Raw genomic sequence first — 17,573 nt, 5'->3', positions numbered from 1 at the left:
AACGCTATTCAGGCGAATCTGACCTTTGTTGACAGATATTTTAGTCGGCATACGCGAATATTCAGTCTTAATGGCGCGCGCGGTCTATTGTCGAGGCGAGGCCACGCTTGGCATTGTGTGAAGTCGCTGGATAGCACCCTGCAAAGGCGGGGTTTCATCCGGTATCACAAGGTGGATAAGAATGAATAACAATTGTTACCGGCTTGTCTTCAGCAAGCTCCGGGGTATGCTGGTGGCCGTTTCTGAAACAGCCATCGGTCACAGCACAGGTCATGGTGAAACCGGGCCTTCACCCGTACTTCGGTCCTTCACGCTTTTCGCCATGCGTCACGCTGCCTTTGCCGCGCTGGCGTTTTTCGGACTTGCACCTGTCCTCGCGGATGCGCAGATTGTGCCCTCGGGCGCGCACGCGCCGAACGTCATCAGTACGGCCAATGGCCTGCAACAGGTGAACGTGACGAAGCCGTCGGGCGCGGGCGTATCCATGAATACGTACTCGCAGTTCGACGTGCAAAAACAGGGAGTTATACTGAATAATTCCCCTGTCATAACGAACACGAATCTCGCTGGACAGATCAATGGCAATCCGAATTTCGGAGCCAACGACGCCGCGAAGATCATCGTTAATCAGGTCAACAGCAATAATCCATCCGTTCTGAAAGGCTACGTCGAGGTCGCGGGCCAGAAGGCCGCTGTTGTCATCGCGAACGGTTCGGGGATTGTGGTCGACGGCGGCGGTTTTATCAATACGTCCCGGGGTATTCTCACGACTGGCAATCCGCTGTTTGATGCCAGCGGAAATCTTACCGGGTTTAATGTTATCGCAGGTACGATTACGGTCCAGGGTGCGGGCCTGAATGCGTCGAATATTGACCAGGTTGATTTATTGTCCCGTGCCCTGGAAGTGAACGCGGCGATTTACGCCAATACCCTGAACGTTACAACCGGTTCGAACAACATCGACTACGCGAGCCTGACGCCGACGCCGGTTGCCGGTACGGGCGCAGTCCCGTCTGTCGCCATCGACGTCGCGCAGCTCGGCGGCATGTACGCTAACCGCATTACCCTGGTGGGCAACGAGAACGGCGTCGGAGTCGCGAATGCGGGGACGATTGCCGCGCAGGCGGGCGACCTCATTCTCACGACCTCGGGCCAGCTCGTCCAGGCATCGACCGGCCAGATGAACGCCAGCGGCAACATCGATGTGAACGCCGCAGGCGGCACAGGCAATGCCGGCTCCATCGTTGCGCAGCAGGCCGTCGCGCTCGCGTCGGGTAGCGGCACGCTCGCCAGCAGTGGCACGCTCTCCGCCCAGGGCGGCGACCTCACGCTGACGACGGGCGGACAGATCCAGCAGTCCGGTCAGGCAAGCGCGAGCGGTAACGTCACGCTTAACGGCGCGGCAGGCGTGGCGAACAGCGGTTCCACCTACGCGCAGCAGAATACCGCCGTGACAGCGGGCGGCGTTTTCAGCAACAGCGGAACGCTCGCCGCGCAGCAGAACACGGCCATAAACGCCGGGTCAGTCGCGTCGTCCGGGACGCTTGCTGCCGGAATCAATCCCGATGGCACGGCCGGTACGGGCGGCAACCTGAGCATCACGTCTGCGGGGACGTTGTCCGCCAACGGGTACAACCTTGCGGCGGGAGCGGCGACGCTCTACGGCGCCACGCTCGATCTGTCGAACGCGCAGACGTGGGCCGGAACGGCACTCACGCTCGCCGCAACGGGGGGCAACCTGAACCTGTCGGCCGCGACGACCGGCGCCGGTACGTCGATTACGGCAAGCGCGGCCGGTACGTTCATCAACGACAGCGGGTCGTTCAACGCGCCGCAGCTCGCCATCCGCGCAGCGAACCTGTCGAACCGCGCGGGCAGTATCACGCAGACGGGAACCGGGCCGGTTTCGGTGGCGGTTACTGGCACGTTCGACAATACCGGCGGCAGTCTCCAGACCAACAGCGCGGACCTGTCGCTGACGCCCGCCGTCCTGGTGAACGACGGTGGCACGATCGCAAACGCCGGCACCGGCACGCTGTCCATCAATACGTCGTCGCTGTCGAATCAGGGCGGCGAGATCGCGACCAATGGTGTGCTCGGCATACAGGCTGATACCGTATCGAACCAGGGCGGCCAGATGGCCGCGCAGTCGTCCGCGACGATCAATGCCGGTTCGCTCGACAACAGCGCGGGCGGCTATGTCGGTGCGAACGCGGTGGCCATCACCGGGACCGGCGCGATCAACAACGCGTCAGGCACCATTGAGTCGAACACGGCGCTCGACGTGACCGCCCAGACGATCAACGACGACGGCGGCGCAATCCGCGCGTTCGGGTCATCGCCCGTCAGCGTCAACGCGAGCGGGGCGCTCACGAACCGCAACGGCGAAATCAGCAGCAACGCCGACCTGACGGTTCACGGCGGTTCGATTGACAACAGCGCAGGCAGTGTTGCTGCTGCAAAAAATCTCACGGTCAGTTCGGACACGACGCTGACCAATGACAACGCGACAGCGGAGGCAGGCGGCAATGTCGACGTGACGGCGGGCGGCACGCTGTCGAACCAGAAAGGCCATATCGAAGCACTCGGTGCGGCCAGTCAGGCAAACGTTTCCGCGTCGTCCATTGACAATACGGACGGCTCGATCACGAATGCCGGGACCGGCCCGCTGAACGTCACGGCCACAGATACGGTCACCAATGCGAACACGTCGGGCGCTGCGGGCGCGGGCCTGATCGCAGGCAACGGCGACGTGGGAATCAGTACGCCGGACCTCGTGAACCAGGGCGCTACGGTGTCCGCTGCCGGAGCGCTCGCGCTGAATGTCTCGGCGGCCCTGAACAACAACAGCGGCGTGCTGGCGTCCGGCGGCGCGCTCGCGCTGAACGGGTCCAATGCATCGGCCTCGAACGTAAACGGCTCCATCAGCGGCGCAGACGTGTCGCTGGACGCCGCGAGTCTGGACAACAGCAACGGCCAGATTGCCAATTCTGCGGGCGGCACCGGCAACATCACCATCCAGACCGGTGCACTCGCCAACGGCGGCGGCATGATCGGCAGCACCACGGACCTGAACCTGAATGCCGCGTCGCTGGGCGGTGACGGCCAGATCATCGGCGGACGTGACGCGAATGTGAGCCTGGGCGGGGACTACACCTACGACGCGGCCAACCTCATCACGGCAAACCGCAACCTGTCGTTTACGATCCCCGGCACGCTGACCAATAACGGCATGCTCGGCGCGGCCGGCAACGCGACCATCACGGCTGCGAACGTGATCAATGCAGCCGGCGCGACCATCGCGTCGGGTAATCCGGGCGATCTGTCCGCCGGCGCGACCACCGTCAATGTGACATACGACATCAGCAACGCTGGCGCCATCGAGGGCAACGCGGTCACGACGAACAGCGCCACCCTCGAAAATGCCGGCTCGATGATCGGGGACACGGTAACGGCGAACGCCGGTACGCTGACGAACGTCGGAGCGGCCGCGATCATTGCGGGCGCGCGCCAGGTGAACCTGTGGGTGCCGGGTACGTTCACGAACAGCAACGGCGCGATGGTGTACAGCCTCGGCGACGTGAACATCGCGGCGAACGGCGCCACGGACGCGGATGGCAATCTGGTCAACCAGACCGGCACGGTGAACAACCTGTCTTCGACCATCCAGGCACAGGGTGCACTCAACATCGCGGCGAACGTGCTGAACAACGTCCGCGAGAACATACAGACCGACACCACGTCGACTTCGCAGACCTATGTGATGCGCGAGCTGCCGTGGTGGAATACGTCCGCGCCTGGCTCAAGCGCGCCGTTCACCGACGCGAACACGGTCATCTCGAACGCGTACTACGTGAATCCGGCCGATATCGTGTCGATCACAACTATCGTCACGCCGGACGGCTATGCCCTCAGCAAGGTGGTCGTCAACCTGCCTGCCAATGTTTCCGCGTTCGAATGGGAACAGAGCGGCCTGAGCTATTCGGAACCGAACGGCGGCCAGCAGGTCCAGTACGGGCAGCAGTCGCGCCTGACCCCTTCTGCGGGGCAGGTCACGCTTTACGTGACCAACTATACCGCGGACCAGTCGAACCCGGACCAGGTCGCGGGTACGTCGGGCGCCTGGCCGATTGCCTCGGTGACGACCGTGGTGAACCAGCTGGGGACCGTCACCTACGACAGCCAGTATGGCGACTGCACGACCAACTGCGTGCGGCTTGAAACGTACCTGGACTACACCGACCCGAACACGCAGATTATCAAGGGCTCGGAACGGCGCACGGCCAGCCCGAATAACCCGCTCGAAATCGAGCGCGATGCAACCGAGACGGTCACGAGCACGACACTCTCCGCGTCGAGTGGTGCGCCCGCCGTGCTGACCTCGGGCGGCGCGATGAACCTCGCCATCGGTTCGCTGCTCAATAACGATAACGGCACGATTGCCGCGGGCGGCAACCTGAACGTGAATGGTCAGGCGCAGGCGGATGGCGGCAGCAGTGCAGTCATCCAGAACACGGCCACACAACTGACGACAACGTACTCGTTCGTGAACCGTTCGGGCTACGGCCCGGTTGGCAGCAACGCGCAGACGTTCGTGCCGACCACCTGGACGACATGGACCAATCCGTCGATCACGCTCAATACGGGCACGGCGGGCGGCACGATCACGTCCAACGCGGCAGTGACGATCACGGGCGGCTCGATCAGCAACACCGCCGTGGTCGGGGGCAACGTGCCGACCGGCACGAGCGCGCAGGCGCTCGGACTGTCCTCGGTCAGCTTCACCGGCAACGGGCCGGGTGCGGTACGCACGGTCGACGGTGTACGCGCTGGTACGCCGGTTCTCACGTTGCCGACGAGCGGCCTGTACTCGCTGCATCCCGCACCCGGGGCGCAATATCTGGTCGAGACCGATCCGCGCTTCACGAGCTATACGCAGTTCATCAGCAGCAACTACATGCTGCAACAGCTTGGGCTTAACCCGCAAAGCACCGAAAAGCGTCTCGGTGACGGGTTATACGAAGAACAGCTCGTGCAGAACCAGATCACGCAACTGACCGGCAAGGTGTACCTGCAGGGCTATTCGGACAACATGTCCGAATACACGGCGCTGATGAATTCGGGCGTCACGGTGGCACAGCAGTTCGGGCTGGAAGTGGGCGTGGCGCTGACCGACGCACAGATGGCGGCGCTCACGAGCGATATCGTCTGGATGGTCAACCAGACCGTGACGCTGCCCGATGGCACCACCCAGACGGTGCTCGTCCCACAGGTCTATCTTGCATCGTCCGGCAACGCGACGCTCCAGGCGAACGGCGCGCTGATCGCGGGCGACTCCGTTGCGCTTGGCGCGAACAGCATCACCAACAGCGACAGCACGATCCAGGGCAACCGCAATGTCGTGATGGTCTCGAACGGCGACATCACCAATCTCGGCGGACAGATTTCCGGAGGAACAGTCGCGCTCGCGGCAGGTCACGACATCGTCGACCAGTCCACGACCCGTACACAGGTGGACCAGTTCGCGACGGGGACGTCCACACATACGGTGGTGTCGGCACCCGGCCAGATCACGGCGACCGGCGGCGACCTGACGATGCAGGCTGGCCACGACCTGACGGTCCGGGGCGCACAGACCAGCGCGAGCGGCAATATCAGCATGGCGGCAGGTCATGCGGTGAACATCGGTACGGTACAGACGAGCGATACGATCGCAACCGCGACCGACAGCCAGAACGCGTCGCAGTGGGGCAATACCCACAACGTCGGCAGCACGGTATCGGCCGGTGGCACCCTCGCGGCGGCGAGCGGCGGCGATATCACCGTCACCGGCAGCAACCTCACTTCCGGCGGCAGCATGGCGCTCGTCGGTGCGGGTAACGTGACGATCCAGGGCGCGACGGATACGTCCACGTTCAATGGGAAAGGCCGGAGTGGCGACGACTGGGCAGTCGATAACCGGATGGTGCAGACCAATGTGGGGAGCCAGTTGTCGGCGGGCGACAGCGCGACCGTGCTGGCCGGCCAGTCGGCGACGCCCGGCAACCTGTCGGTGCTGGGCTCCAGCATCGTGGCGGGCACGAATGGTCAGGGCAACGGTGCGGTCCAGCTCGGCGCGACCGGCGACGTGAACCTCGGGGCAACCTATACGCAGGCGGCGGGCGACTATACGAGCCATTCCGAATCGAGCGGGTTCCTCTCGCATTCGAGTACCGACACGGCACGGCAGTATGCGGGTACGAACGCAAATGGTTCGCTGATATCGGGGGACACCGTCACGGCGAGCGCCGGACATGACCTGAACATTCAGGGTAGCGCGGTGGTCGGCACGAATGATGTGAACCTGGTTGCGACCAACAACGTCAATATCACGACCACGCAGAACACGGCATCGGAGAGCGACTACTACCATCACAGCAAGTCCGGCCTGATGGCAAGCGGTCTGAGCGTGACGATCGGCAAGCAGTCGCAGGCGGATACAACTCAAACCTCGACCGTCACGAACAACGCCAGTGTCGTGGGTGCATCGGACGGCAATGTGTCGATTACGGCCGGCCAGAACGTCGGCATCACAGGTAGCGAAGTCATTGCAGGCCAGAATGTAGCGCTGACCGGCCAGAACGTGACGGTCAATTCTGCGTATGACACCTATAACGGCTCGCAGTCGCAGCAGTTCAGTCAGTCAGGGCTGACCATCGGCCTAGGTGGCGGACTGGTCGGCCTCGGTCAAGCGATGGCAGGCACGGTACGTCAGGGTGTCCAGTCGGGAGACTCGCGTCTGGCTGCGGTGCAGGCGGTCGGCGCGGCCGAGCAGGCCTACGAGGACCGCGGTGCGCTCGAAGCGGCAGCGAGCGGACTGGCGAATGGCGATGTCAGCACTGCAACCCAGGGTATCCAGCTGCGGATCAGCATCGGGTCGAGCCATAGCAGCAGCAATTCGGGCACGTCGATCACGACCGCAAAAGGCTCATCGATTATCGGCAACGGCGATGTGTCGATCACGGCAACCGGCGCGCCCGATGCAAATGGCAACGCACAGGCTGGAACCGGCGACATCGCGATGACCGGCGCGACAGTGCTTGGCAAGAATGTGGGGCTCGACGCGAATAACGCGATCACGCTGCAAAGCGCGCAGAGCACGGAAACGGATTCCAGCTCCAACAGTTCGACTGGCTGGAATGCGGGCGTGGGGATTGGTGTTGGCAAGAACACAGGTATCAGCATCTTTGCGAACGGCTCAAACTCGCACGGCCAGGGTAACGGCAGCAGCGTCACGCAGGACAACACGACGATTGCAGCGGGCGACACGCTGACGATGAAGTCGGGCGGCGACACGACGCTCGCGGGCGCGCAGGTTTCCGGCAATACCGTCAAGGCGGACGTGAGCGGCGACCTGACGATGACGAGTCTCCAGGATACGTCGAACTACGGGAGCAACCAGCACAGTAGCGGCATCAGTGGAACGCTGACATTTGGCTCCGGCAGCAACGTTGACGCCTCGATCGGTCATACGGGCATCGACAGCAATTACGCGTCTGTGAACCAGCAGACGGGGATCGTGGCCGGTACGGGCGGTTTCGACGTGAATGTAGCAGGCCACACGCAGCTCAACGGCGCCGAGATTGCGAGCGCAGCGCCGGCGGCAAGCAACAGCCTGACGACCGGTAGCCTCGGCTTCTCGAACATCCGGAACTCGATGTCGTACTCCGGTTCGTCGGAGGGCTTTTCGCTGTCAGGCGGGCCAAGCTTTGCGCAGACGAGCGACAGCGCGAGCGGCGTGACGCAGGCAGCGGTGAGTCCTGCGACGATCACGGTGAAGTCCGACGAAGAAAACGGCACGGACAGCACTGCGGGACTGTCGCGCGATACGGCCAATGCGAACCAGACGGTGCAGAACACCTTCAACCTGCAACAGGTCCAGAACGACCTGGCGTTCCAGCAGGCATTTTCGAAGGTAGCAACATATGCGGCGGGCAAGGTTGCCGATGCACTGGTGGATGCGTACGGCAAAGACAGTCCATTCGCCGAGGGCGGCGTGGCCCGCGACGCGATGCACGCTGCCGTTGCTGCGATCGGTGCGGCGCTTGGGGGCGGAAACATTGCGGGTGCAGTCGGTGGCTCGCTGGCGGGTGACATGTTGCAGTCGCTGGCCGCTCCAATCATCGAACAATACGTTGCAAAGGTTCCAGCGGAGTATCAGGACGCGATGCGAAATGCGCTGAACGAAGTTGTTGCCACTGCCGGGGGGGCTGTCGGTGGCGCAGTGGCGGGCGGCGGCTCGTCAGGCGCACTGGCTGGCGCAAACTCGGCGGCGGCCAATGAAGTCTTCAACCGGCAACTTGATCAAAGCGAATACAACACCGCGAAGAAATATGCGGCGCTAGTCGCTCAACAACTTGGTATCTCTGTCGAAGATGCTGAGGGACGTATAGTCGCCGAAATGCAGCGGAACGTTGACGGAGCCACTTCGCAAGCTGCGGGCGGCATACATGATTACCAGGTGAGGTCAGTTCTCGGCTGTGAAGTGCTGGAATGCACTGCATCATCCACCGATCCGAACTACTGGAATCACAATTATAATTCTCAGTATATTGCGGCGAATCAGGCTGAATATAACCTGGGGGTGAGCCAGCAAAAAACCGGGCAGACCTATAACGGTCTTGTCACCAGTAACATCAAGAACAATCCGGTTAGTTCTGCGGCGGCAGGGGTCGGAATGATGGGGTTAGGTGTAGTTACAGGCGGCCCACTCGCCTCCGCAGGGATGATGAGCATAGGTGCGATTATCGGAGGGGCTGCTAATGGAGGGGTGCAGCTTGCCGGGAACCAACCTTTCGACTGGACGAGCTTTGCTCTGGCCGGCGGAACAGGTGCGGTATCGACTGGGATGGGATTTGTTCCGGTACTGCTGATAGGAACTGGTTCGGCATTAACTGGTTCTGCCTTGCAAGGTCAGAACCCGAACGGGGCAATGGCGGGGGCTGCAGTAGGAACGGCTATCGGATATCCGATAGGCGCGAAGATAGAGGGACTTCTTAATAGCGTACTGAATCCTTGGTATCGGCAGGAATGGCAGGATATCGGTATGGGGATCTCTAAGTATGTTGCGCCGAGTGTGATTCCGTCATGGATGGGTGGTTTCGGCGGTGGCGTAATACAAGAAAAGGCTGGGGAAGCTGTACAAAATAAAGTTAATGGTGCTCAAAAATGAAACCAAAGACAAGCTTTGAATGGTTCCGATGGGTATATAACGTACTGCTTTGGTTTATCGGGGCCGCGCTGATTGTAACCATTAGCGAATTGATCGCAGGCCCAGCCTTGCAGTGGTTGTTTTACGATGTTCCATATCAATTACCAACGTGGAGTCGGGCTGGGCGTATGGCTGTGTTCGTCATCCTGTTCAGTCTGCTGGTTGGTACTTTGCTGTGGTATTACGAAAAAATACGTTCGGGACGATGATGTTTGTTTGGCAGCAAGTCGCCCCGAAGATTTGCATATAATGTCACTTGAAATTTAATGCGCCACCGCAACTAATGCGGCGCACGAAAAAAATAACCAGTCAAAACTATGGATTTCTCAAATATAATAAAATTTATCCTCCCATTATTGATTTACCCTTTGTTTTTTGCAGCTTGTGCGGGGCCAATAAAAGGCTTGCCGGATAACGAAGAAATCAATCCGGCCGTGGTTTATGTCGAGTCATGTGATTACAATCTACGTGGCATGCTGGCGGAATATGTGTCCCCCGCCGTTTATTTGAGCCTGGAGGCTCGGCGTCATCAAATGCCAGAACTGAGTGGTTTGTGCGTAGAAATCATGGCGAATATTGAATCTACCCTTGAAAAATTTGGCATTAAAGCAATCGTTAAAGATGTAAATAGCGCTACGGCTCCGCCCAAGGATGTTAGAAATTATGCGGCCAATAATATTGGTGCAAAATACATAATTTTTATCCACAAACCTGTAATCGACAATTTAATTCAAAATAATTTATATGTACCATATGTTTATACGGGTGTAGATATGTTTGATTTAAACTCTGACAAGGCCATTGGATCGGGGGAGGTGATATCCGGAAAGGTAGCCATCCGCGAGAATGGGGTAATGGTAGCGACGAAGATAGCGGAAACTTTGAGAAAACGCTGTTCCAATAGATACGTCGGCTGCGGCACAGATGGCGGTATATATATGTTCGGGCGCTGACGATAATGAAAATGTACGCGCGTCTTACCCTGCCTTTCCTAGCATCCCTTGTCACATTCGACGCCGCTGCACAGACCCCGACGCCCGCCGAACAGGCAGCGGCGGCCCGTGCGAACGCCGAACAGCAACAGCAGGTTCAGCAACAGCGCGACGCGCAGCAGCGTGCGGCCACCGTTGCCGCGCCCGTTGTACGCTCCGCCGCACCGGTAGCAGGAGAATGGCCGGTCCTGCCGGTCGAAACGCCGTGTTTCCGCATCGATACCTTCTCGGTCGAGGTGCCCGACACACTGCCCGAGGTGACCCGTGTGAAGGGCGCGTCTTCCCTGCCAATGGACCCGTTTGCATTCCTGCACGACTGGCTGCGGCACTACGAGGGGCAGTGCGTGGGCAAGCAGGGCCTCGACGTGCTGACGAAGGGGCTGCAGGGCGTCATCCTGAGCCGGGGCTACATCACGACGCGCGTCCTGCTGCCGGCGCAGGACCTCTCGAAGGGAACGCTTAAATTCGCCCTCATACCGGGCGTTATCCGCCATCTCAAGTTTGCCGACGCCAGTACGCGCGGCACCCTCAAAACCGCGTTCCCGGCGCGGGACGGCGACGTACTCCAGTTGCGCGACCTGGAGCAGGGCCTGGAGCAGATGAAGCGCGTACCGAACCAGGACGCGACCATGGAGATTGTGCCCGGTACGGTGCCGGGTGAAAGCGATGTGGTCATTACCGCAAAGCGCACCAAACCGTGGTCGCTCGTGGTCTCCGCAGACAACTCGGGCACGCGTGAGACGGGCGGCTATATCGGTAACGTGTCGCTCGGCCTGTACAACCTGCTGGGCCTGAATGATGTGCTTTCGGCAGGTTTGAACCAGGATCTGCAGTTCGGCAATCACGATCTCGGCACGCATGGCTGGAATGCCTCGTATGCAGTGCCGTGGGGCTACTGGACCGGCACGCTGTACGGCTACACGAATACGTACTACCAGCAGATCGCGCAGGCCAGCCAGATTTTCGTAGCGAGCGGCAACGCGCAGACGGTGGGCCTCAAGCTGGAGCGGGTCATTCGCCGCAGCCAGAGCGACGTAACGGGCGTCGAGTTCCAGCTCATCAAGCGGTGGGGCGAGAGCTTTATCGCGGATACCTCTATACCGCAGCAGCACCGCGACAACACCTTCATCGAGGCGGGGCTGACCAACCGTCATTACTTCGGCGCGTCGCAGTTCGACGGCACGCTCGCTTACCGGCAGGGCATCGGTGGACTCGGTGCGCAGCCCGATACGGCGGGTGGCCCGACCTACCGCTTCAGGATGGCGACGCTCGACGCGAACCTCTCGGTGCCGTTCGCGCTCGCGGGGCAGTCGTTCCGCTATGTCGGTACGCTGCACGGGCAGTTCACCAACGACGAGCTGAACTACATCGATGACCTGACCATCGGCAGCCGCTACACCGTGCGCGGCTTCAGCGGTGAAACGATGCTCGCGGCGGAGAAAGGCTTCTACTGGCGCAACGAACTGCAGTATCCGCTCGGGCAGACGGGGCAGGCGGTCTATGCGGGGCTGGACTACGGTCGCGTATGGGGACCGTCTACTGCGCTGCTGGTGGGCACACAACTGGCGGGCGCAGCCGTGGGAATACGCGGGGGGGTACCGACACGCTTCGGCGCGTACAGCTACGACGTCTTCGCGGGCATGCCGATCTACGCGCCGTCCGGGTTTCCGGCGTCGAGTGTGACACTCGGCTTTCAGGTGACGGCGCAGTTCTGACGGGGTGCCATGCGGAGACCTCGTGATATGCCGATAGCGTGCGCGCTCAGGTCCGGCCGAAAGCGGCGTGCCGGGGGCGAGAGCAACACATCGCTGGCGAAGCTGCACGAACGTGCGAAGGCGCTTGGCTGGCGATGTCTGTCGGATGCCTGGTTTGGCTACCACACCCCTTACACGTTCGAATGTTCAAAGGGTCACCGGTTCGATTGCCGTGGGACGACGGTGGTGTACAAGAACCCCACGTGTCAGGCCTGCGAAGCCGATGCGCTGCGTGATCGCTTGATGACGACGATTGCGGAGCGAGGCGGCACGCTTGTCGAAGGGACCTTTACGGGAATGCGGTCGCGTTACCGGTTGCGCTGTGCGAAAGGACACGAGTGGGTGGCGCAGGGCGACAAGATCGTTGCAGGAAGCTGGTGCCGGCAATGTGCAACCGAAGCGAGATCCGCGCGCCTGATGGACAAGGACGGTCTGGCGCGTCTGCAGGCTGCGGCAAGGGACAAGGGTGGCCGCTGCCTGTCGACGGAATATGCCGGCAGGGCGGCGACCTATGAACTCGAATGCGCCCATGGGCATCGCTGGCAGACGAAAGGGGAAATCATTCTGAATGGTCACTGGTGTCCACGATGCCGGTCCCTGCAGCAAGGCGAGAAGTTTCGCAGGCCTGATGGCTTGCAGCAGTTGCGGGCAGCGGCTGCGATCCGTGGCGGGGTTTGCCTGGATGACCGCTATACGGGCAGGATGTCGCGATACCGGTTTCGTTGTGCTGCGGGTCATGAGTGGCAGTCCTTTGCGGGAACCGTGCTCGACGGAGGATGGTGCACGCAATGCCGGCAGGCCGAGGCGGACGTGGGGGCGCTCGAACGCCTGCGCGTTGCTGCTGCGGCGCTCGGCTGGCGATGCCTGTCTGGCACGTGGCAGGGCTACGGCAGCTACGAATTCGAATGTGCCAGCGGGCACCAGTTTCAGCGTAACGCGACAGCATTGCTGTACCACGGCGAGCATGCCCGTTGCGAGGTGTGCGAGGGCGAGGTGATCAGGGATCGCTGGCTGGCAACGGTTGCCGCCCGGAGTGGAGAGCTTCTGAACGGGCCGTTCATGGGGCTGGCTGGACGTTACCGCCTGCGTTGCGCGGTGGGCCACGAGTGGGAAACCACGGGCGAGGCGATTCGCAAGGGTCAGTGGTGCCCTGAGTGCGGGCGGGAAAAATCGGCACGATGCAATATTCTGGCGGATGGACTGGCAAGGCTGCAGGCAATTGCACAGCAGCATCATGGGCGATGTCTGGCAACGGAGTACATGCGCAGCCGCGATCGTTACGGGTTCGAGTGCTCACAGGGCCATCGCTGGGAGGCTTCGGGCCAGATGGTGGTGAGCGGCCACTGGTGCCCGCAATGTGCCGGTCTGGCGCGTCGCCTCACGCTTGAGGCCATGCAGGCGCTGGCGGCAGAGCGCGGCGGTCTGTGTCTGTCAACGCAGTACCTGGGCGCCCATGTGAAACTGACCTGGCAATGTCACTGGGGCCATGTCTGGGAGGCGACGCCCTCGAACGTGAAGAGCAGGGGGCAATGGTGCCGGAACTGCGCAATTCTTCGGTCCACAAAAAACCGGGTGAAGCGCCTCAAATGGGACTTTGAAGGCAGGGAGTGACCCGTCACCCTTGATGGCAACCTCGCGGCACCGCCGGGCGGGATTCTCCGGTCCGCCCCAGTTGCGCTGGCGCAACTTTTCGCGGTTTATATTCATTAACCTATGGCAATCGCACAACTACATTTGCTCCTGTTGCCAAGCCGCGTTCGTATCCAGACCGCAGCGCGGCGTTTCGATTTAAGGAGCAGATCATGAAACGCACTCTCGCCGCCGCATTTTTCGCCGCACTCATCGCTAGCCCCGCCGCGTTCGCTGGCGGGATCGGGTTGTCCGGTACCTATGGTCCGCAACCGCAGCAAGCGAATAGCGGCGCACAAAAAACGCGTGCTGAAGTGAAGGCCGAAATCGTCGAAGCGTATCGCGACGGCACGCTGCCCTCGCTCAACAAGACGAGCTATCCGGAGCAAAGCCTGATCGGCCGCACGCAAGCCGAACGCATCGCGATCGAAGAGAACCGCGGCAACGCCACGCGTCTCGCCCGCGCGGGCCAGTAAGAGCGGCTAACACAACCTGGACATGAAGCCGTGAAAGCCATATCCTGGCGGCATGTCCAGGCGCAGAATCAGTAATGAATTGTGGGCGGCGTTGGAGCCGCTAATTCCTGTGTTCACACCGTCTCCCAAGGGCGGACGACGCCGAACGGTGGATGACCGCGCAGCACTGAATGGCATCCTGTACGTCCTGCAAACAGGCATTCCGTGGGAATACCTGCCGAAGGAACTGGGTTTCGGCAGCGGCATGACGTGCTGGCGACGGCTGCGAGACTGGCAGGCCGCAGGCGTGTGGGAGCAACTGCATCTGGCGATGCTTCGCCGGTTACGTGAACATGACCAGATTGATTGGGAACGGGCGAGTCTTGATGCCGCCAGTGTTTCCAGCCCCCGGGGGGCCAGGAAACCGGCCCCAACCCGACAGACCGGGGCAAGCTCGGGTCGAAACGGCACATCGTCGTAGATGCGCGCGGCATTCCGTTGGCCATCAAGGTTACCGGTGCCAACCGGCACGATTCGATGGCATTCGAGCCCACGCTTGATGCCATTCCGGCGGTGTCGGGCCTGAATGGCCAGCCTCGCAAACGCCCCGGCAAGTTGCATGCAGACAAAGGCTATGACTTCGCACGCTGTCGTCGTTACCTGAAGCAGCGCGGTATCACGGCCCGTATCGCCCGGCGCGCAGTGGAAAGCAAGGAGCGGCTCGGACGGCATCGCTGGGTGGTCGAGCGCACGCATGCCTGGTTCGCCGGTTTCGGCAAACTGCGAATTCGTTTCGAGCGTCGTCTCGACATCCATGTTGCGTTGCTTTCTCTCGCTGCTGCCGTTATCTGTTCACGCTTCGTTGATGACTTGTGTTAGCGGCTCTAAGGCAACGCATCGATTTTTATTCAGGATTTCGAATTGAAGGAGGGCTCATCATGAAACCGGTTCAACCGTCTGAACTCGACCACTGGGACACAACTACGCCCGTGTGGACGCCATTCCGTCACTGAACGCAAGAAGCAGGAATACGCCCGGCAAGCTTTAACTTGCCGGGCATGAAGAGTATTTGGGAAACCGCATACCGAACCGGGCTTTGGCATAGCACGTGTGACGAAGGCCGTCACCGTACCGCGAAATCAGGCTCGAAGAACACCCAGCGCACCTGCGGAAATTTCGCCTGCAGGTCTGCTTCGATCACGTTGATTGCCTCGACCATCGCACGGCTTTCGGCGTAGTCGATCATCTCAGCCTGCACGGCGACAACGATCTCCTTGCCCCATTGAAGCGTGATGAGATTGATGATGCTGCGAATTTCGCTGCGCGCACGCAAAAAGGCTTCAATGTCGCGACGCATTTCCGGACTCGCCGATTCACCGACGATCATCGACTTCACCTCGCGCGCAATCAGCGAGGCGATGAACATCAGCAGCGCACCCACGCCGATCGAACCGCACGCGTCCCACACGGGATTGCCGGTGACAAGCGTGAGCAGCACGGCGGCGAAGGCAATGGCAAGACCCGCGAGCGCGGCGATGTCCTCACCGGCCACCACGAGCAGATCGGACTCGCGCGTTTCGCGGAACCAGCGCCACAGCGACTTCTTCGGTGCGCCCGCACGTATCTCACGGAGCGCGCCCCTAAGCGAGAGCGCCTCCAGCACCACCGAAATGCCGAGCACCCCGAGCGCGATGTAGACATGCTGCAGCGGCTCGCGCGCGAACAGCCGGTGAACGCCCTCGTACACCGAAAACGCGCCGCCTACGAAGAACAGCAGCAGCGCGACAATCAGCGAGTAGTAGTTGATCGCGCGGCCCGATCCCATCGGATGCACAGGCGTTGGCGGCTTGCGCGACTGACGCAGTCCGAACAGCAGGAGCAGTTGATTGCCGCAGTCGGCGGTGGAGTGAATCGCCTCGGCGTACATCGAGCCGGAACCGGTAAACGCCGCCGCCGCGTACTTGCACACCGCGATGCCTATATTCGCAGCGAGTGCATAGAAAATGGCTTTCGGTGACTCCCCGCTCATACGACCTCGACGCGCGCCGGGCCCGCGTCAAGTTCACCGACGATGCGGGCATCGGCAAAGCCGTCCGCATGCATGATCGCGAGCACGTCGGCGACGCAATCGCGCGAGCAGGCGATCAGCAGGCCGCCCGAAGTTTGCGGGTCGGTCAGTAGCGCCTGCGCGACGGACGGCAGTCCGGCGCCAAGCGTCACGCTTTCGCCATACGAGGTCCAGTTGCGGCCTGACGCGCCCGTGAAGACGCCGTCCGCGACAAACGCCTCGACGCCTGGCAAGAACGGCAAGTCGGCGTAGCGCACACGCGCGGTCAGCTTCGCACCGCGCGCAATCTCGAGCGTATGACCGAGCAGGCCGAAGCCGGTCACGTCGGTCATCGCGTGAACGCCATCGAGCTCGGCGAGCTTCGCGCCCGGCGTGTTGAGCCGCGTGGCTGCGTCGACCATCGCGCGATAACCGGCGGCGTCGAGCCGGTCCTTCTTGAGCGCCGCCGAGAGCACGCCCACACCGAGCGGTTTGCCCAGCACGAGGACATCGCCCGCACGCGCCGACGCATTGCGCTTCACCCGATCCGGATGCACGACGCCGATCGCCGCGAGGCCGTAGATCGGCTCGACCGAATCGATCGAATGGCCGCCCGCGACCGGAATACCCGCCGCTGCGCAGACATCCTCGCCGCCGCGCAGTACAGCGGCGATCACGTCGTGCGGCAGCACGTTGATAGGCATGCCGACGAGCGCGAGCGCGAGGATCGGCTTGCCGCCCATCGCGTAGACGTCCGAAAGCGCATTCGTGGCGGCAATGCGGCCGAAGTCGTACGGATCGTCGACGATCGGCATGAAGAAGTCGGTGGTCGCGACAATCGCCTGCTCATCGTTGAGCTTGTAGACGGCGGCGTCGTCCGCGGTTTCGGTGCCGACCAGCAGATTGGGGAACGCAGCGGTGAGCGGCGTGCTGCGCGCGAGCAACGCGGAAAGCACGCCCGGCGCGATCTTGCAGCCGCAGCCGCCACCATGCGAAAGACTGGTGAGGCGCACAGCGGCGGACGGAGCAACGACTGGATCGGTCATGATGGTGAGTGACAAAATTGCGTAACCGCTATTATCGCCATTCCCGGCAGTCCCTGCACGCGCGCGGCTGTCGCGCCGCCGCACCATCCTCACACCGCTTCAGCGCCCGTGCCTCGTGTTGCTCAGGAAGCGTTTCTCCAACTGCCGAATTAACCACGGTGCTGTGCGTTTGCACAGAGGCTGATGTGCGACCTCGATAAATATGTCAATGCGAAGACGCGCCATGCGAAACGTATCGTGATGAATGCATGAAAACGTTCTGGAAAATAGGCGCTTCTGTTATGTAACGATCATAAGCCGGGCTTCACCTTATTGGCCTGCGAAAGTACGTGCGCTACGCTTATCGAGTAACCTGCTACTTGTCCCGCAAGCAGCGGATCAGAAGCGGGTGTACTCAATA

Annotated in this window: 9 protein-coding genes; 7 read left to right on the top strand and 2 right to left on the bottom strand. The window is 61.5% G+C overall.

The features are described from left to right. The first annotated feature begins 181 nt into the window (after window positions 1–181). The 7 genes from L0U80_RS16810 (at window position 182) to L0U80_RS16780 (ending at window position 14,959) form a co-directional block, all read left to right on the top strand. Window positions 182–9,211 carry a hemagglutinin repeat-containing protein gene (locus L0U80_RS16810; RefSeq protein ID WP_373322214.1) on the top strand — a complete coding sequence of 3,010 codons (9,030 nt, stop codon included), beginning with the start codon at window positions 182–184 and terminating at the stop codon, window positions 9,209–9,211. Continuing rightward, complete coding sequence (locus tag L0U80_RS16805; RefSeq protein WP_233867038.1) at window positions 9,208–9,459, top strand: hypothetical protein; 252 nt, start codon at window positions 9,208–9,210, stop codon at window positions 9,457–9,459. The genes L0U80_RS16810 and L0U80_RS16805 overlap by 4 nt, the downstream gene beginning before the upstream one ends. Before the next feature lie 108 nt (window positions 9,460–9,567). Continuing rightward, window positions 9,568–10,203: a hypothetical protein gene (locus L0U80_RS16800; protein ID WP_233867035.1), complete on the top strand. Its 636-nt coding sequence runs from the start codon at window positions 9,568–9,570 to the stop codon at window positions 10,201–10,203. Between the two features lie 5 nt (window positions 10,204–10,208). Beyond that, entirely contained in the window at window positions 10,209–11,957 is a 1,749-nt protein-coding gene (locus tag L0U80_RS16795; protein ID WP_233867032.1) for a ShlB/FhaC/HecB family hemolysin secretion/activation protein, read from the top strand. Between the two features lie 225 nt (window positions 11,958–12,182). Beyond that, complete coding sequence (locus tag L0U80_RS16790; protein ID WP_233867029.1) at window positions 12,183–13,607, top strand: hypothetical protein; 1,425 nt, start codon at window positions 12,183–12,185, stop codon at window positions 13,605–13,607. 191 nt (window positions 13,608–13,798) lie between these two features. Then, window positions 13,799–14,101 (top strand): DUF4148 domain-containing protein, encoded by a 303-nt coding sequence (locus tag L0U80_RS16785; RefSeq protein WP_233867026.1) that lies wholly within the window; start codon window positions 13,799–13,801, stop codon window positions 14,099–14,101. A 52-nt stretch (window positions 14,102–14,153) separates the two neighbouring features. Then, window positions 14,154–14,959, top strand: a protein-coding gene (locus tag L0U80_RS16780; protein ID WP_233867024.1) for an IS5 family transposase whose coding sequence is annotated in 2 segments (ribosomal slippage) — window positions 14,154–14,484 and window positions 14,484–14,959 — 807 coding nt in all. Because the reading frame shifts where the segments join, the coding sequence is not laid out codon by codon here. 244 nt (window positions 14,960–15,203) lie between these two features. Here the strand turns inward: L0U80_RS16780 and L0U80_RS16775 are convergent. Together L0U80_RS16775 and selD are read right to left on the bottom strand one after the other, a co-directional pair. Then, window positions 15,204–16,109, bottom strand: coding sequence for a cation diffusion facilitator family transporter (locus tag L0U80_RS16775; protein ID WP_233867013.1), 906 nt, complete (start codon window positions 16,107–16,109; stop codon window positions 15,204–15,206). Further along, window positions 16,106–17,173, bottom strand: a complete 1,068-nt coding sequence (selD, locus tag L0U80_RS16770) for a selenide, water dikinase SelD (RefSeq protein WP_233867010.1) — start codon at window positions 17,171–17,173, stop codon at window positions 16,106–16,108. The genes L0U80_RS16775 and selD overlap by 4 nt, the downstream gene beginning before the upstream one ends. Window positions 17,174–17,573: the final 400 nt, after the last annotated feature.

It is taken from the genome of Paraburkholderia adhaesiva, from assembly GCF_021390575.1.
GTDB lineage: Bacteria > Pseudomonadota > Gammaproteobacteria > Burkholderiales > Burkholderiaceae > Paraburkholderia > Paraburkholderia adhaesiva.
This window is presented reverse-complemented; position numbering and strand designations above follow the sequence as displayed.